Origin of the sequence: Diaphorobacter aerolatus (genome assembly GCF_014489535.1) — a bacterium.
In the GTDB taxonomy this organism is placed as follows: Bacteria; Pseudomonadota; Gammaproteobacteria; order Burkholderiales; family Burkholderiaceae_C; genus Diaphorobacter_A; species Diaphorobacter_A aerolatus.
The window spans coordinates 3,197,996-3,218,220 of the sequence record NZ_CP060783.1; the positions used below are offsets into that span (position 1 = coordinate 3,197,996).

Here is a 20,225-nt window from a genome sequence, read left to right on the forward strand (position 1 = left end):
GAAGCGTTAGCGATTCCGCTGCACGGACTTTGTCCGTGGGGCGACAAGGACTCAGTCTTTTCTGGCCATCAATGTGCTGATGACCGGGTGGTATTGGTCACCCGCGCCGCTTGCAATCGCTTGATCGAACCATTCATCGACGAGCTTTGCGCCGCGTGCGTCCACGCCTGTTTCATCAGCGAGTTGCAGCGCATAGTGCAAATCTTTTTGCGCATACCTGACCGAAAAGGCACGTTCGGGAAACTCGCCCGGCAGCACGGCCTTCATGCCGTGGTTGCGCAGCGCAAAGCTGTCGGCCGAACCCTGGGTGAGCGTCTCGAACAGCACCTTGGGATCGACCCCTGCGCGCTCCCCGATGTTCTTGGCCTCGCTGATCGCCACGACGTGTTCAAACAGCATCATGTTGTTCAGGATCTTGACCACCTGACCGCAACCGACCGGACCGCAGAGCGCGATGTCGGCGGCGAAGGTGGCGATCAGGGGGCGTACCTGCGCGAACAGCTCCGGCGTGGCTCCCACGAACACCGCCAACGTGCCTGCCTCGGCCGCGGCACGCGTGCGGGCGACGGGCGCATCGACCCAACGCGCCTGCCTGCCTTGAAACTCCCCGGCGAGTTCGCGCGTGGTGTTTACCGACGACGTGCTCAGATCGATCACGATCTGGCCTGCGCGCGCGTTGGCGAGCAGCCCGTTCGCATCGCGGCTCAGGGCCGCCACCACCTCGCCCGAGGGCAGGGAGAGGAACACCACATCGCACTGCTGCATGACTTCGGCGGGCGTCGCTGCGGTCTTCACGCCATCGGCGGCAAGGCGCTGAAGCGGCTCCTTCGACAGGTCGAACGCCATCACGCGCGCACCGGATTTGCGTGCGAGATTGCGGCAGATGGGCTCGCCCATGACGCCAAGTCCGATGAAGCCGATGTGTGTGGGATTGCTCATTTCAAAGTCTCTTCTTTCATTGCGGATCGGGCTGCGGATCAGGCGAGCTGGCCCATGCCGAAGTAGATACCCTTGGGTTGCTGGTACAGACGCATGCCGCCAACGCCCTTTTCGCGACCGATGCCGCTGTCCTTGAAGCCGCCAAACGGCGTAGCGATCGAAAGCTGCTTGTAGGTGTTGATCCAGACCGTGCCCGCCTCGAGCGCGCGCGCCACGCGCCAGGCGCGCTGGTAGTCACGCGTCCAGACACCCGAGGCGAGGCCGAAGCAGGAGTTGTTCGCCTGCGCGATCAGATCGTCCTCATCGTCGAACGCGATCATGCACAGCACCGGGCCAAAGATCTCCTGCTGCGCTATCGCCGCATTGTTGTCTATGCCGCCGATCAGCGTGGGCTGGTAGTACGCGCCGCCTTCGAGTTGTTTGCCATCGGGGCGTGCGCCGCCTGCCAGAATTTGCGCACCGGCGGCGCGCGCCGCGTCCACCATGCCCGCAACCTTGTCACGATGCGCGAGGGTGGCGAGCGGGCCCATTTCGGCACCCGCCGCATCGGGCAGATCGACCTTGAGCGCGCGCGCCACGGCGCTGAGCTTTTTCACCACCTCGTCGTACACGCCGCGCTGCACGAAGGCGCGCGAGCCGGCGACGCAGGACTGGCCGCTGCCCTCGAAAATGCCACCCGCCAGCGCCGCCACGGCAGCGTCCACGGGCGCATCGTCGAACACGATGTGCGGCGACTTTCCGCCCAGCTCCAGCGCCACCGGCATGAGCTTGCGCGCCGCGGTCTCGGCAATGCGGCGGCCGCTTTCCGTGCCTCCGGTGAACGACACCATGCGCACGCGGGGATGCTCGACCAGCGCCGCGCCCACCTGCTGGCCGGTGCCCGGCAGCACGTTGAGGATGCCCGGCGGCAATCCGGCCTGCTGCGCGATCTCGGCCAGCAACAGGCCGGTGGACGGCGTGATTTCCGACGGCTTGAGAATCACCGCGTTACCGGCGGCGAGCGCGGGCGCCAGCTTCTGCGCCTCCATGGTCATCGGCGAATTCCACGGCGTGATCGCGGCGACGACGCCATAGGGTTCATACACCGACATCGAGAGATAGTCGCCGCGCGCCGGAGTCACCTCGGAGCCCGTGGTCTCGCACACCGCCGCGTAGTAGCGAAACGTGGCGGCGGCGCTTTTCACCTGCGTCTGGCATTCGCGCCAGACCTTGCCGTTCTCGATCATCTGCAGCCGCGCCAGTTCCTCGCCGCGCCGCTCCATGCCGTCGGCAATCTTCGAGAGAATCGCTGCCCGCGCGGGCGGCAGCATGTTGCGCCATTTCGGATCGCGCGCCGCCTCATCGGCCACCTTCACCGCCGCATCGGCCGCCTTGGCCCCGGCGGCGGCCACTTCGTAGTTGACCTGGCCCGTGGCCGGGTTCACCGACACGAGCGGCGCCACCCCCACATCGCCATCCACCGCCTGGCCGCCAACCCACATTTTCTTCATGGAACTGCTCATCGCTTGCCTTTTGTTTGGTCTGCCTGTCAGAACTATGGTTCTATTAAAAGTCAGTTTAGGGCAAGCTGGAACTCGATCAAATTAGGGTAATTGCTGATGAATGCGGGCTCCGGCGAAGCAGGGCCCGCTGGGATGTGGGCATCGGCTATTCTTGAACCTCTCGTCCACCCAATCACAACGAAGGAGATGCATCTTGTTCAGTCACATCATGGTCGGTGTTCAGGATCTGGAGCGATCCAGGAAGTTCTACGACGCGCTGCTCGGCACGCTTGGCATTGCACCGGGCGTGGCCAACAGGAACCGGTTTTTCTGGCGCGGCTCGGGCGGGACGTTCGCGATCAGCACACCGATCAATGGCGAGTCCGCCAGTGTCGGCAATGGCAGCACGCTCGGGTTTGCGGCGCTGTCGGAAGAACAGGCCAACGAGGCGCATGCGGTCGGTCTTGCCCATGGTGGCGTGACGGCCGAGGACCCGCCGGGGTATCGCGGCGAAGGGGCGGCGCGGCTGTATCTAGCCTACCTGCGCGATCCTGATGGCAACAAGATCTGCCTGCTGTATCGCCCACCGAAGAACGTCTGATCGCGATGATCCGCGAATGAATACCGCTGCGTGAGCACCGGCAAGCGGCGTGGGCGATACTTCGCCGCGCCGTTTTTTTTCTTTGGCGAGGCGTTTTTTGGGATTTCCCTTTTTTCGGAGAGTGCGTGCAATCAGCAAGCGAGCAGTGGTTTGACGAGTCCTACTACCAGCGGTTTTATTTTGACAAGAAGACCAGCGTGATCGATGTCGAGCATGCGAAGCGCCTGGGTTCCTTCGTCTGCTCCTATCTTGCGTATCTGCGCGTGCCCGTTGCCCGGGTGCTCGATGTCGGCTGCGGCATTGGCCTGTGGCGCGAGGCGGTGAGCGCGCACTTTCCCGGTGCAACCTATCACGGCGTGGAGTTCAGCAGCTATCTCTGTGAACGCTTTGGCTGGGAGCAGGGCTCGGTGGTCGATTACCGCAGCGACGGGGGGCTATTCGACCTGGTGATCTGTCAGGGCGTGCTGCCCTATCTGAGCGCGGCCGATCTCAAGCTGGCGCTGGCCAATCTGGGGCGGCTCACGCGCGGCGGTCTGTACGTCGAGGCCGTGAGCCGCGAAGACTATGAGCGCGGCGTGATCGACGAGGACCTGACCGATCCGCGCCTGTTTCGGCACCGCGCGGCGCTCTATCGGCGTGGCCTGGAGGACGCCGGTTTTCGCGAATTGGGTGGCGGGCTCTGGCTCAGCGAACACAGCGAAGTGCCGATGTTCGAGCTGGAATGCCGTCAGGGCTGACGCCCGGAATCTGTCCGCATGAGCATGAGCATGAATCAGCAGGCATCGGCCCTAAAGAACTCGGAGCGCGAACCACACGCCGTGGCGCGACTGCGCGCGGCGCGTCTGGCCGTCAGCACGCGCCCGTTTCGCGCGCGCGGTGGACCCAAGGGCGAGCGTTGCGCAGGATGCCGCTTGCGGCCTTCGCATTGCACCTGCGACAGCGAGGTGCGCCAGCCGGGCACGCGCGCCGGCATCTGCCTGCTCATGCACGACGCCGAGCCGATCAAGCCTTCCAACACGGGTTGGCTGATTGCCGATGTCGTGCCCGACACGTTTGCGTTCGGTTGGTCGCGCATCGACGCCGATGCCGGACTGCTTGAGCTGCTGCGTGATCCGCGGTGGCAGCCTTTCGTCGTTTTTCCCGCGGAGTACGTGACCGAACCCCGGCGCGTGGTGCACGACGTACAGGCGGGCATGGACTCGTTCGCGGCTTGCGCCGCACCGCATGACAGACGCCCGCTGTTCATCTTGCTCGACGGGACGTGGTCGCAGGCGCGCAAGATGTATCACAAGTGCCCGTACCTCGATGGATTTCCGGTGCTCAGCCTGCAACCGGATCAGGTCTCGGCATATCGTCTGCGCCGCTCGCACCGTGGCGACCATTTCTGTACGAGCGAAGTGGCGGCGCTGTGCCTCGAACTGTCGGGCGACGAGGGCGCCTCGCGGGTGCTGTCGGCGTGGCTGGACGTGTTCTCGCACCACTACGAACAGGCGCGCAACCAGCGCCCACCCTTGCGGGATGGCGTGGAGCATCAACAGTTGCGCGAACTGCTTGCGCGCTGACCTCAGTCGACCGCGAAGCCTGTCTCGGTGAGTTGCAATTCGCCATATGGGCCATCTCGCAGCCAGCCCTTGTCCTTGGCAAATTCAATCGCCTCTTGTTGCTGCACCTGATCGATGTCGTGCCGTGTCAGGTCATGCGTGAGATTGTCGGGACTCATGCCGTCACCGGCGCGCAGTCCCTGCTCGTTGACCATGATGAAGAGAATGCGCTTGGCGACGGTTTCCTGTGGACTGGGAGCATTGGACATGCGGGGGACTCCTAGGGTGGATATGCACCGGTTTTACTTCAGGCCCGCGTGAGCGCTTGTCAGCCAAAAGGCTGACCGTGTCGAGGACATTGTGTGGTCTGCGCCGCCCTGCCGCGCAGCTTGCGTCACAGGTCCACGTTGATCAGCTTCCATCCCATGAGTCCGTCGCGGCGGAAGATGAAGGCACGGGCCGGATCGCTTTTTCTGGATACACGCACCTTGCTGAAGCCCTGATAGTCCACCGAGAAGTTGCGGTCGTTGTTCTGATCGCGGGAGTCTTTGCCGGAGGCGTCGTCGGGCCGGGCTTCGGGTGCGCGCCTTGCCTTATTGGCGGGCGGCAGCCTGGGATCTAACTGGCCCGAGTGCAGCATCGCCATGACGCCTGCGGGCGACACCATGGCCTCCACCGCAGCGCCCACCATCATGCCGCCAATCGCCTGTCCGAGACCGCCGAGCGGGTTGGACGAATCCTGCGCGGGAAGCCTGTCCGCAATCGAGCTCATGAGCTTGCCCTTGATGTTCTCGCGCAGCACCGGATAGTCCACATACTGCGACAGCGCGTCGGCATCCCTGGCATCGAGCGCCTTGCCGATGGAGCGCATCGCGAGGTAGGGCGAGGCGTAGAGCAGCGCGACAAAGACCAGAGCCATTACGGCGACGACCGCGACGATGACGTTGGTGGTTTTCTTCATGGGTGGATCAGGATAGGGAAGGAGTCGCGACAGTTCGCATGCTCGCACAATGCAAAAAGGCGATCCGCCATGAATGCGGTCGCCTTGCAGGATGGGTGCGCGGGCGGTCAGCCGGCCTTCTTCATCCAGTCCGAGAGCTCATCGGCATGTTCCTGTTCCTGCTCCAGGATCTGCTCGATCAGGCGGCGCGTCGTGTGATCCTTGTCGCCGATCAGTTCGATCAGCTGCGTATATGCCTCGATGGCCACGCGCTCGGCGATCAGGTTCGAGCGGATCATTTCGTGCAGTTCGAGCTGCTCGTTGTAGTCCGCATGGCTGCGCTTGGTGAGCGTATCCGGGTTCAGGTCGGGCTCGCCGCCGAGTTGCACGATGCGCTGGCAAATGCGGTCGGCATGGGCCTGTTCTTCATTGGCGTGCACCAGGAATTCTCCGGCGATGGCGGGCGATTCGAGACCCGTGGCCGTGAAATGGTGGCGCTTGTAGCGCAGCACGCAGACCAGTTCGGTCGCCAGCGAGTCGTTGAGCAGGCGGATGATGTCTTCGCGGTAGGGGCCGTCGTTTGCCACGACGGCGCCCTTGTCGAGGCTTTTCTTCGCCGCATCAAGGCGCTTCTGGTCGAGTTGCAATTTTTCCTTCTTGGAAGCTTTGGTCGTGGTCATCGTGGAATTCCTGTGGATGGGGGGTGATGGATGCCTTGGTATTCGCAAGTATCTGCTCCGCGCACGGTCGGCACCTTGGAACCGTAGCCAATCGGCACGGATTTGTCTGTGAGACAAAGCTGACATTCACTAGGAGCGCACGCCTCAAGTGATTTGGAAAATCAATCGCGCAAGCAGGACGGCTCCCTAGAATTTGCGGCTGTTTTGCCGTGAACAGGCCCTGACCATGACCGCGTTTTCCAAGCCCTCCATCTGCCTGAACATGATCGTCAGGAACGAGGCCCATGTGATCGAGCGCTGCCTTGCCAGCGTCAAGCCGTGGATAGACCGCTGGGTGATCGTCGATACCGGCTCCAGCGATGGCACGCAGCAACGGATTCGCGACTTCATGCGGGACGTTCCCGGCGAGTTGCACGAGCGGCCATGGAAAAACTTTGCCCATAACCGCAACGAAGCGCTGCAACTGGCGCGCGCCACGGCCGACTACCTGCTGTTCATCGACGCGGATGAGCAGCTTCAGATGCCCGCGCCGTTCCAGTGGCCGCCGCTTGAGGCCGACGGCTACTTTCTCACCTGCCACATGGCGGGCACCGAATATCAGCGCAATGCCCTGATCGCCACGCGCCGCGACTGGCGCTGGGAAGGCGTGCTGCATGAATTCCTCACCGCACCCGATGCCTCGCCCTGGGAGCGACTGCCGGGGCCGGTGATCGCCGTATCGCACGATGGCGCGCGCGCACGGGATTCAGAGACTTATCTCAGGGACATAGAACTGCTCGAGGCGGCGCTTCAAACCGAGCCGCAGAACGCGCGCTATGTGTTCTATCTGGCGCAGAGCTACCGTGATGCAGGGCGGCCAGAACAGAGCCTTGCGCGATATCGCCAGCGCGCGGCCATGGGTGGCTGGGAAGAAGAACGCTGGTTCGCTCAATTCCAGATCGCGAAGCTGATGGAGCGCACCGGCGCCGCGCCGCAAGCGGTGCGCGAGGCGTATCTGGCGGCCTATGCAGCGCGGCCGCAGCGCGCGGAGCCGCTGTGCGAGCTGGCCCGCTTTTGCCGCGAACGCAAGGAGTTCGCCCTCGCGAGCCTGTTTGCCTTGCAGGCGTCGAAGATGCCGCTTCCGGGCGAAGACCTCCTGTTCGTCGACGCATCGGTATACCGCTGGCGCGCTCTCGACGAACTGGCCGTGAGCGCGTTCTACACTCCGCAGCAGGCGCTGGGGCGCGAGGCGCTCAGGCAATTGTTGGCGCAGCGCCTGTTCCCCGAGAGCGACACAACGCGGATCGAAGCGAATCGCGCGTACTACGGGCTGTAGTAGCGCAGGTGTCTCACTGAACTCGAACGACGGTCATGTAAGCGCCCGCACCGTTCTGCAGAATGGCCGCGGCGATCAGGTCCGCGAGTTCGAGAGCAATGGTGTCACCGGCCGCCAAGGCAATGATCGCCTGCGCCTCGAATGAAGATACCGAAACTCCTGGAGCATCGGTCAGAGGCGCTGCGGGAACGCCGTTGATGCTTACGCGCGCGGACATCAACAACGCGGCGGTGGTGCGAATCTTGTACGAGACCAGATAGCTCCCGGCGGTCGTGGCAGTGAAGACCGTATTCGTGCCGTTGGCGAGGAAATTGGCGGAGTTCAACGTGAAGGGCAGGGGGACCGGTGTTCCGCCGATGACAACGTTGATGATCGCACCGCTGATGTTGCTGGCCGACAGATAGCCTGGCTCAACGCCGGGCCCGGTGCTGCCGGTTGCGCCTATGGCACCTGTCGCGCCGGTCGGACCGGTTGCGCCCGTCACACCCGTCGGACCATTGGCTCCCGCAACCCCCGGAATGCCTTGCGGCCCGATCATGCCGGGCAGGCCTTGCGGTCCCATCGGTCCTGCAATTCCCTGTGCGCCCGTCGGCCCGGTGGGGCCCGGTGTTCCGTTGATGCCAGTCGCACCCGTGGGTCCGGTAGCCCCTGTCGCTCCAGCAGCCCCGGCTGGGCCGGTCGCTCCGGTCGCGCCCAGGGTTCCCGTGAGTGGCGTGGCTCCATCGGGACCGGCACCGGCGTTGGCCGAGCACGGCCCCAATTGGCCACCCGCGTTGAAGCAGGTGAGCGCCTGTTGCGCCATCGAGGCCGGAACCGTGGGAACGAATACGTTGTTGGCAGCGGTGTCATCGACTCTCAGGAAGAGGCTGCTGCCGCCGCTGTCCTGAACCACCACGCGCCCCGCAGCCGGGGGCGCAGAATCACGTCGTCCGCCCGCACCAGCGGCGCAGCGACCAGGATGCCCGCTCCCACGGCGAGCGTGAGAGCACGGTAGAGACGAGTGCGAGCAATGCGGTTTGGTGCGCAGTTCATGGGACAACCCCTTCTTGTGGATTCAGGTTTTGGAAGTGGAGAGATTCGCGAAGTGAAAGACTGTGGTCGCCGCTGCGGCGCGGTCGTCGACTCAGTTTGGACGTTGCCGCCTTCGCCGCAACGAGCCGCCGCACACCCCGGCCAGCAGCGCGGTCAGCAGGCCCAGCCCCGGACCATTGATGGCGGGCACGGGTGTCGGGCGTGAAATCTCCGGATCAGGCGCTCCGCCTGGACAGCCTGCCGGGGGCGTCTTGCCGATCCACACGCCCGGTGCGAGATGCACATTCGCATCCTGTCCGGTGGCGGTGGCTTGCTCCAGCAGGCGGATGCCCGAGCACTGGCCGCCTTCGATGTAGATGTCCTTGGGGCTCCAGTGAGTCTCAGGGCGCCGCTCACGGTCTGGACGGTGTTGGGCGGCAGGACAATGTGAAGCGCCCCGTTCTGTGAGTCGATCGTCAGGTTGGCAAAATCCGTGACGCCGCTCACCTGAACCGTGTCTGACGCGCAGCCTCGTGCGAATTTCACCGTGCTGCTGCCTGCGTTGAAGGTACCCGCGTTGCTCCAGCTACCGTTCACTTCCAGGAGTCCGGAATCTCCGTTGACGACCCCTCCGGCCGTGATCTGGGCATTCCTGGCGAGAACCAGCGAGCCGGTGTTCAGATTCAACTGCCCGCCCACGGAAAGGTTGGTGCAGGCCAGTGATTCAAATCCCGAATTGAGGGTGATTATTCCATTGGTGGGAATAGTCACGTCGGCGCACGCAATGGACTGAACCAACGCCAGCGTGCAGCAGACGGCTATTGGTTTCAACGGGAGATTGACTCGCATAATTCCCTCGCGGTTGTTGCCTTGAGGTGATTAGAGATCAATATCCTTTTTTATGATCGGTGTTAGTTTCGAAATTAAATAAATCGATTCTATTCGATCCATATCAATTCATCGCACAAAATTCACGTGAATGTACAAGCCTTTTGACTGGGTCTTAAGCGACGCCGATTGTTTCATCATGTTGAAACCCACGCCGCGTCGCGCATGATTCCTGATGGGTCAGATATGCTTTTTAGGGTTGAATGGCGGTAATATTTCCTTGGATTACTATTGCTGTTTCAATCCAATTGATTAGTATTTTCTATAATGGTCATATGTAAATGGAGTTGATTAATTGCTCAAATTCGCTCGATTTCATGTAGTCGCACCTGAATAACCTCAGGAACCCGCAAGCACACAGCCTCTCGGGGCAACTCTCGATCCCCAAAACTCCCAGTTTGTTATCCAATAGCACCAGTTTTCTGGGAGTTTTGCCGTGATGTTTGCCTGCCCCGCCACCGATGATTTCTTCCGCTCGCGCATTGATCACATGATCGATGTGCGCCATCCGCTGGCTGTGCTGGCCTCGCGCATGCCCTGGCAGGAGATCGAGGCGCAGGTCGCCCAGGTCTTTTCTCGCAAGGCGCGCACAGGTGCGGCTCTGCCCGATCTGGATCTCTTCGGCGAGCAGGTGCAGCGTGCTGCTCGCGCGAGCCATGCGGGGCGACCGCGCGTGCCGCTGCGCATCATGATCTCGCTGCTGTACCTCAAGCACGCGTTCAATGAATCGGATGAGGCAGTGGTGGCCCGCTGGGCGGACACGCCGCGCTGGCAGTTCTTCTCGGGCTGCGCCTACTACGAGGATCGCCCGCCCTGCGACGCCACCACCCTGGTCAAATTCCGCCGACTGCTGGGCGAAGAAGGCGTGGAGGAATTGCTGGCGCAGACGATTCGGGTGGCCGTGCAGCTCAAGCTGGTCTCCCCTCAGCAACTCAGCCAGGTGATCGTGGACAGCACCGTGCAATCCAAGGCGATTGCCCACCCCATCGACAGCCGCCTGCTGGAGACGGCACGCGCCAGGCTGGTGCAGGCCGCCAGGGACAATGGCATCGAGCTCAAGCAGACCTTTGCCAAGGAAGGCAAGGAACTCAGCCGCAAGGCCGGACGCTACGCCCATGCCCGCCAGTTCAAGCGCATGCGCCGGGCCATCAAGCGCCAGCGCACCATCGTGGGCAGGCTGGTGCGCGAGATCGGGCGCAAGGCCAGCGCCCTTGGTCACGCGGTGCGCCAGGCATTGCAAGAGACCCTGGACAAAGCCGCACGCATCGCCACCCAAAGCCGCCAGCGCAAACCCGTTGAGGGGCATCCCAAGCTCTACGCATGGCATGCCCCGGAGGTCAGCTGCATCAGCAAGGGCAAGGCCAGACAGCCCTACGAGTTTGGCGTGAAGGTGGGCATCGCCAGCACGCTCAGGGGCAACCTGATCGTGGGCGCCCGGGCGTTTGCGGGCAATCCGTATGACGGACACACGCTGAGCGAACAACTGGAGCAGTGCCGCATCCTGATGCAGGACTGTCAGGCCCGGCCCACGAGAGCCGTTGTCGATCTGGGCTACCGGGGTGTGGATGCGGACAACCCGGATGTGCGCATCGTGCACCGGGGAAAGAGCAAACGGCTCAGCGCACAGGAGCGGCAACAACTCAAGCGCCGCCAGGCCATCGAGCCGATCATCGGGCACCTCAAGGCTGATCACCGCATGAACCGCTGCCCTCTCAAGGGCGAGCAGGGCGACAGCGTGCATGCGGTGTTGTGTGCGGCGGGCTACAACCTCAGGTGGCTGCTGCGCATGATCGCGAGGAAGGGGATTGCCTTTTTGTGGGCGATTTTTTTGTGGCTGCACGCCGTATGCACGCTGGCGTCAGAAGGGCTGCGTCGCGTTGAGAGAACAACCCTCGCCGGACTTGAGCGAGCCAGTTCGGGCTGGCTGCGAGTCATGGGCTGCGAGCGCTGGCAACCCTTGGGCGAGGGTAGAGTCGCTTGAAATGAATATTTCAGGGACGACCATGTATTTCTCATCTATTTGTAGGCTCGCAGCGACACATAGAAACGACCGATTGACAAGCGGTTGGTTGATATATGCCGGGCCAATATCAGCGACGCTCCACAAGCGCATCAACCACCATCGCGCCTTCTCCCACGGATCCCACGAGCACGGGATTCAGGTCCAGCGACGAGACCTGATCGCTGGCGGACATCGCGAAATGCCCGATGGCCACGGCAAGTTGTGACAGTGCAGCGATGTCCATGGGCGGCTCGCCGCGCACGCCGTCGAACAGCGGCGCGATTTTCAGGGTGCGTAGTGCGGCCTGCACTTCCTCGGCACTGAACGGCGGCAGCAGCACCACGCAGTCGTCGAGCGCCTCGGTGTACTTGCCGCCATCGCCGACCACGACCACCGGGCCGAACACCGGATCGATCTGCGCGCCGACCATGAATTCATGGCGTCCGCCGTGCATGGCCGCGACGATCACGCCGTCGCGCGTGGCCTGCAATTCGTCCATCCTGTTCCAGAACTGCACGAACAACTGGCTTGCCTGATCGGCCGAGTTCACGTTGAGCGCGACGAGGCCATGTTCGGACTTGTGCGGAATGTCGCGCGAACAGGCCTTCATTACCACGCGCTTGCCGTCGGCGCTGATGCGCCCGTAGGCCGTGCGAGCCTCGTCAGCGGTCTGGCAGAGCTGCATGTCCACGACTGGCACGCCATGCTGCGCCAGAACGGCGAGGCTCTGCGCCTCGTTCAGGAAAGGGTCCGTCCCCTGCGGCAGCGTCACGCGCGTGGGCGCGGGTGCCGCCACGCGCGGGCGGCGCATGAGCGCCGTGTGGTTGGCCAGTTGTGCGAGCACGGCAATCGCTTCGCCCTCGTTGGGAAAGATCGCCATTCCCTGGGCGCGAAACGCCGATGCCACGCTGTCCTGCCAGGCGGCGATGGCGACGGGCTTTCCCGCCGCGGCCTCGAACGCTGCCGCATCGCGCGCGAAACGTTCCACGTCGTAGCCCGCACCGGCGACGGGAATGTTGAGGAAGAAAAGATCGGCGGCGGGATCCTTGGCCACTTCGGGCAGCACGTCGCCAAACAGGCCGCTGTTGGACAGCAGCGCGGCGGTGATGTCGATGGGATTCTGCGTCGTCGCGAAGCCGGGCAGCTTGGCGGCGAGTGCGTCCTGCGTGCCTTGCGCAAGCTCGGCCATGGGCAGTTTTTCATCGTCGGCGGCATCGGCGCCCATCACGCAGCTCGCACCGGAATTGCTGACCACGACGAGGCGCTTGCCGTCCGGACGCCAGCCCTTGAGATAGGCCTGTGCGGCGCGCGCCTGTTCATGCGGATCGCGCACGCGCCAGATGCCGTGGTGGCGAAAGAAGGCGTCCACACTGCGATCTTCGTTGGCCAGCGAGCCGGTGTGCGACGAGGCCGCGCGCTGCCCGCCCGCCGTGCGACCGGCCTTGACAGCGACGATGGGCAGATCGCGCGAGCGAGCGAACGCGGCGGCCTGCGCGAGGATCTCGGGCTTGCTGACGCTCTCCAGATAGAGCAGCATCAGCTTGACGTCGGGATCGTGCGCAACCGCCAGCGCCATCTCGCCGACCGTCACATCGGCCTCGTTGCCGGTGGCGTGGACATGCCGCACGCCGATGCCGCGTCCGCGCAGCAGGCCATAGATCATCGAGCTCATGCCGCCGCTCTGGCTGATCACCGCAACCGGGCCGTCCTCAGGCGGCACTTCGATGAACATGGTCGAAAAACCGGCGATGGCACCGGTGCCGAAATTCGCCAGCCCCTGGGTGTTCGGACCGTAGAGGCGCATTCCGGCGGCGCGGGCCTTGGCGAGCATGTGCTGCTCAACTTCCTTGCCTGCCGCGCCGGTCTCGCCGAAGCCCGAGGCGATGATCACCGCCGACTTCACGCCGCGCGCCGCACACTCCTCGACGGCGGCCACGGTCCTGTCGCCACCGACGACGATCAGGGCCAGATCGGGCACCTCGGGCAGCGCCGAGAGCGATGCATAGGATCGGTGGCCCTGAATTTCCTCACGCCCGGGATTGACCGGGAAAATCTTACCCAGATAGCCCTCGCGCTGCATGTAGTGGATCGGTCGGCCACCGATCTTGTGAATGTTCTCCGATGCGCCAATGATGGCCACCGAGCGTGGATTGAGCGCGGATTCCAATAGGTCCATTTGAGTCTGCCTGGCAAGTGGGTTGATCATTGAATGGCGGCGGCAGTCAATCCACCTTGGCTCCGGACGCCTTGACGACCTTGGCCCATTTATCCACCTCGTCCTGGATGAACTGACCATAGGCAGACGGCGTATTCCACGCGGACGAGAAGCCCTGTGCTTCGAATCGTTGCCTCACTTCGGTGTTTTCCAGCGCCTTCTTGAGTTCGGCGTTCAGCCTGTCGATGATCTCCTTGGGTGTGCCGGCGGGTGCCTGAACGCCGTTCCACGCGATGGCTTCATAGCCGGGCAGGCCCGATTCAGCGACCGTAGGAATGTCCGGAGCGACCGGGGAGCGCTGGCTGCTGGTCACGGCAATCGCCTTGAGCTTGCCACCCTTCACGAACGGCATGGCGGAGAGCATGGTGTCGAACATCAGGTCGGCCTGACCGCTCATCACGTCGGTGAGCGCGGGTGCGCTGCCCTTGTAGGGAATGTGGTTCATCCTGGTGCCGGCCAGGCTGTTGAACAGCTCGGCGGACAGGTGCGTGGACTGTCCGTTGCCCGACGACGCGAAGTTCAGGCCGCCATTCTTCGCCTTGGCGAGCGCGATCAACTCCTTGACGTTGCTGGCCGCAAGCGTCGGCGTGGCGACGATCACGAGCGGGCCGCTGGTGAGTTGCGAGACCGGTGCGAGGTCCTTGGTGATCGAATAGTTGAGCTTGGAAAACAGTGACGGATTGATGGCGTGCGCGGTCGTTGCCACCATCAGGGTATAGCCGTCGGGCGCGCTGCGCGCGACCTGCTCCGCGCCGAGGTTGGCCCCGCGCCGGGCTTGTTGTCGATGACGACGGGCTGGCCCATCTGCTCCTGGAGCTTCTGCGCGACCACGCGCGCGACGATGTCGGTCGGGCCTCCGGGCGGGTAGGGCACGACCAGCCTGATCGCCTTGGTCGGGTAGTCGGCGGCCAGGGCCTGCGTGCCGATCAGCGGTGCGGCGAGGCCGCAGAGGGCGATACATGCCAAGCGCAATGCGGTGTGGCGGCGGGTGGAATGCTTGCGGTTCATGGTGATTGTCTCCTGGGTCTCGTTCTGGGTGGGTGTGAATGAAGCGGTGAATGCCAGCCTCGTGGGCGGTCCTAACTTATGGGCTCGAAGCGCAGCAGCACGCGGCCCTGGTGTTCAAAAAATCCCGCATTCACGCGCTGGCCGATCTGCACGTCGGCATCGGCATGGCCCATGAGCCGCGGGCCTTCGTCCAGCTCCACGATGACCAGCGTGTACGGAGCCAGCGCGCGGAAATCGTCGGATGGCGCACGCGACACCACGGTTTTCGCGCGCACCGTGGCAAGGCCGCTGGCGTCGTGCCAGACAAGCTGCTCCGCACCGCAACGCTGGCAGGCATAGCGCGCGAGCGTCTGCGCGTGAGTGCAGGCGCGGCAACGCTGGTAGCGAATCACATGGGCCAGCAGTCCCTGCGTGAAATGGGCGGACAGCGGCTTGTGGGGCGACGTCGTGGTGGCAGTGGTGTTCGTGATCATGGCGTGCTCATCCTTCCCGCGTGAAAACCAGACTGACGTGCGACGACATCACGCCACCATCGGCATGGATGAAGGCGCGCGAGGGAGTGCTCCGCAACTGGCGATCTCCGGCCTGATCGCTCATCTGCCGCCATGCCTCGACGACATGGGCCATGCCGCCCGCCACGCCGCAATGTCCGTATGACAGAAGGCCGCCGTGCGTGTTCAGCGGCAGCGCGCCGTCCCGCGCAAAGTCTCCGTGCCGCAGCCGCGCGGCGGCACCTGCGCGCGGTGCAAAACCCAGTTCCTCGAGCAGCATGACCAGCGTGATCGTGAACGAGTCGTAGATGCCGAGGTAGTCGAAATCGGTGATCTCCATGCGCGCTTGCGCGAGCGCGAGGGAAGCGGCGTCAGACGCACCGGTGCGCATCACGTCCTCCATCGCGGTGAGATGTTGGTGGCGATGCGCCTGCCCCGCGCCGCGCATGGCGATGGCGGCCTGCGGGTGGGGCTCGGCAGAAACGATCAGCGCCATCGCACCGTCGGAGATCGGACAGCAATCGAGCAGCGACAGCGGCGATGCGATCGACTTGCTGGCCAGCACCTCCGCAGTGGTGATGGGCGTGCGCAGATGGGCGCCCGGATGCGTGATCGCGTTGTCGCGCATCAGCACCGCAAACGCGGCCAGATCGGCGGAATTCACACCGGTGCGTTGCATGTACTCCGACGCCATGAGCGCGTAGTACGCAGGGACCGAGGCACCATTGGGGACTTCGTAGTCCGCGTCGCCGACCTGCGCGAGTGTCTGGATCGAGCTGTCGCGCGACTGGCCCGAGAGGCGGTTTTCACCGGCCACGACCAGCACGTTGCGGCAGCGGCCCGAACGCACCAGCTCGCGCGCCGCCATCAGCATCGCAGCTCCCGTCGCGCCGCCCAACTGCATGCTGTGCGCATAGTCGGGCCGAAGAGCAAAGCGCTCGCAGAACAGTGTGGAAAGCATCAGGTGCGGCAGCGTCGTGGCATAGCCGCACAGCAGGCCATCGATCTGCGCACGTTCGAGCCCCGCGCTGTTCAGCGCACCGCCGGCCGCCTCGGCCATGAGGTCGAGCGCGCTGCGGCCTTCATGTCGGCCAAAGGCGGTCGAGCCGGCTCCGCGCAGGAAGGCCTGGCTTGTGGGATGCATGGGTTGTGTCTCCTTGTTTATGTTGGCGATCTCATCGGTCATCGTTGGTCTTCGCCATCATTTGCTCGCGCTCAGGCGATGCGCGGTGCGACCTTGCGGCCGTGTCGCCTCGGCCCAGCGCACCTGGCACTGCATGGCCTCGTGCATCAGCGACTGGCCCATGCTCGCCTCGCGCGAGAGAATCCGGTCATTGAGCGCGGCGATGCTGATGGCGGCCACGGGCCGCCCCTGAGCGTCGAGAATCGGCACGCCAATGCCGCCCATGCGCTCGACGACCACGTCCAGCAGCACGGCGTAGCCCTTGCTTCGCGCCTCGGCGATGCGCTCGTGCAGCAACGCGGCGGTGATGCGCGGATAACGCTGCAACTGGCCGAGCAGAATGTCGATGGCCGCTTCGCGTTCGGCATCGGGGAGCCAGGCGAGCAGCGCCAGGCTCCCCGCGCCGACGCCGAGCGGCCTGCGGCTGCCCACGCGCAGATAGTTGGCTCGGATCGGGTAGGTGCCTTCTTCGACGTCGATGCACAGCGACTCGATGCCGCTCGGAATCGACACCACGGCGCTGTCCTCGAACTGACCGACCAGGCGCATCAGGCTTGGACGCACGATGGGACGCGGGTCAAAGCGCCGCAGCGCCGCCGCTCCCAGCACCATCAGCTCGGCGCCGAGCGCGAACTGCTTGGTGGTCGCATCGCGCATCACGAAACCGTCGCGCACCATCATGTCCAGCAGGCGCAGCGTCGTGGCCTTGTCCAGATCGGCGGCCACGGCGATGTCCGTGAGCCGGGCATTCGCGCCTTCGGACATCACCCTGAGCACGCGCATGGCGCGTTCGACCGACGACACGCTGTTGCCGGAAGTGCGCGTGACGATGGACTTGCTGCGCGGCGATGAACGATCCGATGCGGCCATGCTTGTTTCTCTGGGTGAAACCTGGATGAGAGGTAACTCTAGAAAAACAGGGCAGATTGGTCAAAAGGAATGAAGAAAGTTTTGAGCACCGAAATTTCGCGGTGACGAAGTGATGACAAATTCGTATACGAAAAATCTATTGACCTAGGGTAAACCCTCAATTTCAAGGAAATGCAAACAAACGCAGATTCACAAGTTTCATTCGGCAACAAATAACGAATTACCGTCATTTGTTGCTATAGATTTCGAAGTGCAAATTTAATTGTCAAAAAGCATCTACTGGTATTGGCGATAGCTAAACAAAAAAATAGCATTCATCTATTCGAGATTAATTTTGTTTAGGAAGTAGCTATGTTGAATTGGGCTCGTCAATTGACTGGTCTGGCAGTGGTCGGCAGCGTGTTCGCAGCGCTCAGCCTGCCCGCCGTCGCACGCACCGAAAGCAGCGCGACCGCAGGAGAAACGAAACAGGCGAGCATCGCGTCGCAGCTCACCGAGAGCGGCGCATATCCCGAAAAGGCGCAGGTAGGCGGGCGCACGGTGCAGCTCAACGGTGCGGGAACCCGCTTCAAGGCGGTGTTTCAGGTCTATCGCGCTGCGCTCTATACCGAGAAGCCGATCCAGCAATACAGTGATCTGGCGGGGAATACCGGAGCCAAGCGCATCCATCTGGTCATGCTGCGCAGCGTCAATGCCGACGAGCTGGGCAACATGTTCCTGCGCGGAATGCAGGAGAACATGGACAAGGGCTCATCCGCGCGCATGATGCCGGCGATGCTGCGCATGTCCGCGCTGTTCAGCGACTACAAGAAGTTGGAAGCAGGCGACTCGATCATCCTCGACTGGGTCCCCGGCAAGGGGACGGTCGTGTCCGTTCGCGGCCTGCCTGCGGCGGAGTCGATGCCCGAGGCGCAGTTCTATCACGCGCTGGCTGGCATCTGGCTCGGCGCTGCGCCGGCCGACTGGAAGCTGCGCGACGCCATGCTCGGCGTGAAGGCCACCACCGATACCGCGAACCGCAATTGATGCCCACGGGTGAGTGACCGCGCCCTGGGCGCGCGCCCACCTGATCCCCGTTCTTTGACACGCCTTGTTCCAAGCCCGAGGAACCTTTTGCCGTGCCGACGCTTCTGACCACCTGAAAATGCGCACATGAGTGGTGCCTTGGAAGCAAAACATGAAGAACATCGGTAATTGCGGACGGCACCTGCCGGCGCGTCGTCTGTGGCTGGGCTCGGCCCTGTCGCTGGCCTTGGTCATGGTCGGCTGCGCGGCCTCTGATCGTGCCATGGCGCAGCCAAGCCACACGATATCTGCGGGCCAGATCCAAGAGGCCGTGGCCCAGAAATTCCCGCGCAAATACTCGTTCAGCGGGCTGATGAATCTTGCATTGAGCGATCCGCAAATTCACCTGCGCCCCGAACGCAATCGGCTCAACACCGTGCTCGCGGTGGTTGCGTCCGGCCCGCTGCTGCAGGCGCGCAACTACCAGGGCGCGCTCGACGTTGATTTTTCGCTGCGCTACGAAGCGTCGGATCGCACCTTGCGTGCCACCGATCTGCAAGTGAATGGCCTGCGCATGGAGGGACTGAACCCTCAGGCCGAGTCGATGCTGCAGCAGTACGGCACCACGCTTGCACAGCGCTCATTGCAGGAAGTAGTGCTGTATCAACTGACCGACAAGGATCTTGCGCTGGTGAACGGATTGGGGCTCGAACCTGGCAAGTTCACCGTGACACCCAAGGGTCTGGTGATCACGCTGCAAAACAAGCCAGTCCCCTGACGCCTGCCTCGTGAAACTGTCCTACGCGGCGGTTCATTCTGCGGTGTTACAAAGGCATGAACCGCCGTGGCCCTCGCGGAATCGGCCGGTGGTTTGAAGCACAAAGAAAAAGGGAAGCACAGTCCATGAGCCCACAGACAAACAACAAGAAGGATTCTTCGCAAACCGCATCGTCAGCCGCTGGTGCGCGCAACCGCCCGCTGGTCGTCGTGATTTCGGGCGCATCGAGCGGCATCGGCCACGCCACCGCCGTGGCATTTGCGGCACGCGGTGCCAGGTTGGTGCTCGCCGCGCGCAGCGCGGACACCTTATCGCACGTCGTCACCGAGTGCCTGGCCGCAGGCGGTTCGGCGCTGGGCATCCCCACCGATGTGACGGACGCCGAAGCGGTGCAGAAGCTCGCCAATCGTGCCGTGAGCCACTTCGGGCGCATCGACGTGTGGGTGAATGCTGCGGGCGTGGGTGCCGTGGGCCGCTTCGATGGCGTACCGCTCGAAGCCAACCGACGCGTGATCGAATCCAATCTCATGGGCCATTTGCACGGCGCACACGTCGCGATGCAGCATTTCCGCGAAACCGGGCGCGGGCTGCTCGTCAACCTCAATTCCATGGGCGGCTGGGTCGGCGCGCCGTTCGAGGCCGCCTACAGCGCGAGCAAGTTCGGCGTGCGCGGTCTTTCGGAGAGCCTGCGCGCCGAGGTCGCCGATCTGCCGAACGTACACATCTGCGACGTCGCCTCCACGCGCGTGGACACTCCGGGGCTGGCCCACGGTGCCAACTACACCGGCCATCGTCTGCGCTCGGTCATGCCAGTGCTCGACCCACGCCGCGTCGCGCAAGCCATCGTTGCGCTCGCCCATTCATCCAATCCGCGTCCCGTCACCTGGCTCGGCGCGGCGGCCTTGCCAAGCCGCGTGGCGAATGCCGTCACGCCCACGCTGTTCGGCCGCGCCAGGCGCTGGCTTGGCGCACGCACCCTGAACCACGGGCAGTCGGCACCGCTGAGCGATGGCAACCTCTATGAGCCGTCGGGCGACGCGGCCATCGACGGCGGCATACGCTCGGCCCGCGCCGAAGCCGCGACGGCCGCCGTGGTGCTCGGCACCATCGGTCTGGCGCTCGGCTGGTGGGTTGGAAGGCGCTCACGCTGACGGTTTGAGCCGAGATACGCATTCGTCTCGAACCGGGTGAGAAGCGTGTTTGGAGTGACTCGCTCTATCCGGTGAAGCTCAGCGCGATTCGAGCCACCTCCTTGGAGACAAAACGGCTTGCTGCAT

General features: G+C 63.6%; 20 protein-coding genes and 1 pseudogene. 8 read left to right on the top strand and 13 right to left on the bottom strand.

The genetic code is table 11. From position 1 onward, the window contains the following. Positions 1-51: 51 nt before the first annotated feature. The gene (locus H9K75_RS14835; RefSeq protein WP_187723203.1) at positions 52-939 is read right to left on the bottom strand and encodes an NAD(P)-dependent oxidoreductase; all 888 of its coding nucleotides are present in this window, start codon (positions 937-939) and stop codon (positions 52-54) included. A 38-nt stretch (positions 940-977) separates the two neighbouring features. Continuing rightward, positions 978-2,441: an aldehyde dehydrogenase gene (locus H9K75_RS14840; protein ID WP_226858236.1), complete on the bottom strand. Its 1,464-nt coding sequence runs from the start codon at positions 2,439-2,441 to the stop codon at positions 978-980. Between the two features lie 193 nt (positions 2,442-2,634). Between H9K75_RS14840 and H9K75_RS14845 the strand changes: the two genes are divergently transcribed. The 3 genes from H9K75_RS14845 to H9K75_RS14855 all read left to right on the top strand — a co-directional run bounded on the left by H9K75_RS14845 (position 2,635) and on the right by H9K75_RS14855 (position 4,583). Further along, positions 2,635-3,021 (top strand): VOC family protein, encoded by a 387-nt coding sequence (locus tag H9K75_RS14845; protein ID WP_187723204.1) that lies wholly within the window; start codon positions 2,635-2,637, stop codon positions 3,019-3,021. A 125-nt stretch (positions 3,022-3,146) separates the two neighbouring features. Then, positions 3,147-3,758, top strand: a complete 612-nt coding sequence (locus H9K75_RS14850) for a class I SAM-dependent DNA methyltransferase (protein ID WP_187723205.1) — start codon at positions 3,147-3,149, stop codon at positions 3,756-3,758. An 18-nt stretch (positions 3,759-3,776) separates the two neighbouring features. Further along, on the top strand, positions 3,777-4,583 hold the full coding sequence (locus H9K75_RS14855) for a tRNA-uridine aminocarboxypropyltransferase (protein WP_187723206.1): 807 nt from the start codon (positions 3,777-3,779) through the stop codon (positions 4,581-4,583). A gap of 2 nt (positions 4,584-4,585) precedes the next feature. Here H9K75_RS14855 and H9K75_RS14860 read toward each other — a convergent pair whose 3' ends face one another. The 3 genes from H9K75_RS14860 to H9K75_RS14870 form a co-directional block, all read right to left on the bottom strand. After that, complete coding sequence (locus H9K75_RS14860; protein WP_187723207.1) at positions 4,586-4,831, bottom strand: hypothetical protein; 246 nt, start codon at positions 4,829-4,831, stop codon at positions 4,586-4,588. A gap of 125 nt (positions 4,832-4,956) precedes the next feature. Next, a complete protein-coding gene (locus tag H9K75_RS14865; protein WP_226858238.1) occupies positions 4,957-5,523 on the bottom strand; it encodes a DUF2939 domain-containing protein in 567 nt (188 codons plus the stop codon). 107 nt (positions 5,524-5,630) lie between these two features. Then, the gene (locus H9K75_RS14870) at positions 5,631-6,182 is read right to left on the bottom strand and encodes a ferritin-like domain-containing protein (RefSeq protein ID WP_187723208.1); all 552 of its coding nucleotides are present in this window, start codon (positions 6,180-6,182) and stop codon (positions 5,631-5,633) included. Between the two features lie 226 nt (positions 6,183-6,408). Between H9K75_RS14870 and H9K75_RS14875 the strand changes: the two genes are divergently transcribed. Then, positions 6,409-7,497, top strand: coding sequence for a glycosyltransferase (locus tag H9K75_RS14875; protein ID WP_187723209.1), 1,089 nt, complete (start codon positions 6,409-6,411; stop codon positions 7,495-7,497). A 13-nt stretch (positions 7,498-7,510) separates the two neighbouring features. Here the strand turns inward: H9K75_RS14875 and H9K75_RS25210 are convergent, their stop codons facing one another. From H9K75_RS25210 to H9K75_RS14890, 3 genes are all read right to left on the bottom strand, one after another. Then, entirely contained in the window at positions 7,511-8,392 is an 882-nt protein-coding gene (locus tag H9K75_RS25210) for a collagen-like protein (protein ID WP_187723210.1), read from the bottom strand. Then, entirely contained in the window at positions 8,353-8,529 is a 177-nt protein-coding gene (locus H9K75_RS14885) for a hypothetical protein (protein WP_187723211.1), read from the bottom strand. The genes H9K75_RS25210 and H9K75_RS14885 overlap by 40 nt, the downstream gene beginning before the upstream one ends. A 91-nt stretch (positions 8,530-8,620) precedes the next feature. After that, positions 8,621-8,812, bottom strand: a complete 192-nt coding sequence (locus tag H9K75_RS14890; protein WP_187723212.1) for a hypothetical protein — start codon at positions 8,810-8,812, stop codon at positions 8,621-8,623. A 1,023-nt stretch (positions 8,813-9,835) separates the two neighbouring features. On the opposite strand from H9K75_RS14890, the gene H9K75_RS14895 reads away from it, so the two are divergent. Next, a complete protein-coding gene (locus H9K75_RS14895; protein WP_226858740.1) occupies positions 9,836-11,377 on the top strand; it encodes an IS5 family transposase in 1,542 nt (513 codons plus the stop codon). A 109-nt stretch (positions 11,378-11,486) separates the two neighbouring features. On the opposite strand, the gene H9K75_RS14900 is transcribed toward H9K75_RS14895, so the two are convergent. The 5 genes and pseudogenes from H9K75_RS14900 to H9K75_RS14920 form a co-directional block, all read right to left on the bottom strand. Continuing rightward, the gene (locus tag H9K75_RS14900) at positions 11,487-13,574 is read right to left on the bottom strand and encodes an acetate--CoA ligase family protein (protein ID WP_187723213.1); all 2,088 of its coding nucleotides are present in this window, start codon (positions 13,572-13,574) and stop codon (positions 11,487-11,489) included. A gap of 46 nt (positions 13,575-13,620) precedes the next feature. After that, positions 13,621-14,621, bottom strand: a pseudogene (locus H9K75_RS14905) (tripartite tricarboxylate transporter substrate binding protein). Between the two features lie 71 nt (positions 14,622-14,692). Further along, positions 14,693-15,094, bottom strand: coding sequence for a Zn-ribbon domain-containing OB-fold protein (locus H9K75_RS14910; protein WP_187723214.1), 402 nt, complete (start codon positions 15,092-15,094; stop codon positions 14,693-14,695). 7 nt (positions 15,095-15,101) lie between these two features. Continuing rightward, positions 15,102-16,256, bottom strand: a complete 1,155-nt coding sequence (locus H9K75_RS14915; protein WP_187723215.1) for a thiolase family protein — start codon at positions 16,254-16,256, stop codon at positions 15,102-15,104. A 57-nt stretch (positions 16,257-16,313) separates the two neighbouring features. Next, a complete protein-coding gene (locus H9K75_RS14920) occupies positions 16,314-17,165 on the bottom strand; it encodes an IclR family transcriptional regulator (protein WP_187723216.1) in 852 nt (283 codons plus the stop codon). A 351-nt stretch (positions 17,166-17,516) separates the two neighbouring features. Between H9K75_RS14920 and H9K75_RS14925 the strand changes: the two genes are divergently transcribed. The 3 genes from H9K75_RS14925 to H9K75_RS14935 all read left to right on the top strand — a co-directional run bounded on the left by H9K75_RS14925 (position 17,517) and on the right by H9K75_RS14935 (position 20,099). Further along, positions 17,517-18,191, top strand: a complete 675-nt coding sequence (locus tag H9K75_RS14925) for a chalcone isomerase family protein (protein WP_187723217.1) — start codon at positions 17,517-17,519, stop codon at positions 18,189-18,191. A gap of 151 nt (positions 18,192-18,342) precedes the next feature. Continuing rightward, on the top strand, positions 18,343-18,948 hold the full coding sequence (locus tag H9K75_RS14930; RefSeq protein ID WP_187723218.1) for a DUF1439 domain-containing protein: 606 nt from the start codon (positions 18,343-18,345) through the stop codon (positions 18,946-18,948). A 125-nt stretch (positions 18,949-19,073) separates the two neighbouring features. Continuing rightward, entirely contained in the window at positions 19,074-20,099 is a 1,026-nt protein-coding gene (locus tag H9K75_RS14935) for an SDR family oxidoreductase (protein WP_187723219.1), read from the top strand. Positions 20,100-20,225 lie beyond the last annotated feature (126 nt).

Coding starts and splice junctions, on each gene's coding strand:
- H9K75_RS14925 (WP_187723217.1), top strand. CDS start 17,517: ATGTTGAATTGGGCTCGTCAATTGACTGGTCTGGCAGTGGTCGGCAGC.
- H9K75_RS14855 (WP_187723206.1), top strand. CDS start 3,777: ATGAGCATGAGCATGAATCAGCAGGCATCGGCCCTAAAGAACTCGGAG.
- H9K75_RS14875 (WP_187723209.1), top strand. CDS start 6,409: ATGACCGCGTTTTCCAAGCCCTCCATCTGCCTGAACATGATCGTCAGG.
- H9K75_RS14915 (WP_187723215.1), bottom strand. CDS start 16,256: ATGCATCCCACAAGCCAGGCCTTCCTGCGCGGAGCCGGCTCGACCGCC.
- H9K75_RS14920 (WP_187723216.1), bottom strand. CDS start 17,165: ATGGCCGCATCGGATCGTTCATCGCCGCGCAGCAAGTCCATCGTCACG.
- H9K75_RS14870 (WP_187723208.1), bottom strand. CDS start 6,182: ATGACCACGACCAAAGCTTCCAAGAAGGAAAAATTGCAACTCGACCAG.
- H9K75_RS14865 (WP_226858238.1), bottom strand. CDS start 5,523: ATGAAGAAAACCACCAACGTCATCGTCGCGGTCGTCGCCGTAATGGCT.
- H9K75_RS14895 (WP_226858740.1), top strand. CDS start 9,836: ATGTTTGCCTGCCCCGCCACCGATGATTTCTTCCGCTCGCGCATTGAT.
- H9K75_RS14930 (WP_187723218.1), top strand. CDS start 18,343: ATGAAGAACATCGGTAATTGCGGACGGCACCTGCCGGCGCGTCGTCTG.
- H9K75_RS14935 (WP_187723219.1), top strand. CDS start 19,074: ATGAGCCCACAGACAAACAACAAGAAGGATTCTTCGCAAACCGCATCG.
- H9K75_RS14860 (WP_187723207.1), bottom strand. CDS start 4,831: ATGTCCAATGCTCCCAGTCCACAGGAAACCGTCGCCAAGCGCATTCTC.
- H9K75_RS14835 (WP_187723203.1), bottom strand. CDS start 939: ATGAGCAATCCCACACACATCGGCTTCATCGGACTTGGCGTCATGGGC.
- H9K75_RS14840 (WP_226858236.1), bottom strand. CDS start 2,441: ATGAGCAGTTCCATGAAGAAAATGTGGGTTGGCGGCCAGGCGGTGGAT.
- H9K75_RS14900 (WP_187723213.1), bottom strand. CDS start 13,574: ATGGACCTATTGGAATCCGCGCTCAATCCACGCTCGGTGGCCATCATT.
- H9K75_RS14910 (WP_187723214.1), bottom strand. CDS start 15,094: ATGATCACGAACACCACTGCCACCACGACGTCGCCCCACAAGCCGCTG.
- H9K75_RS14885 (WP_187723211.1), bottom strand. CDS start 8,529: ATGAACTGCGCACCAAACCGCATTGCTCGCACTCGTCTCTACCGTGCT.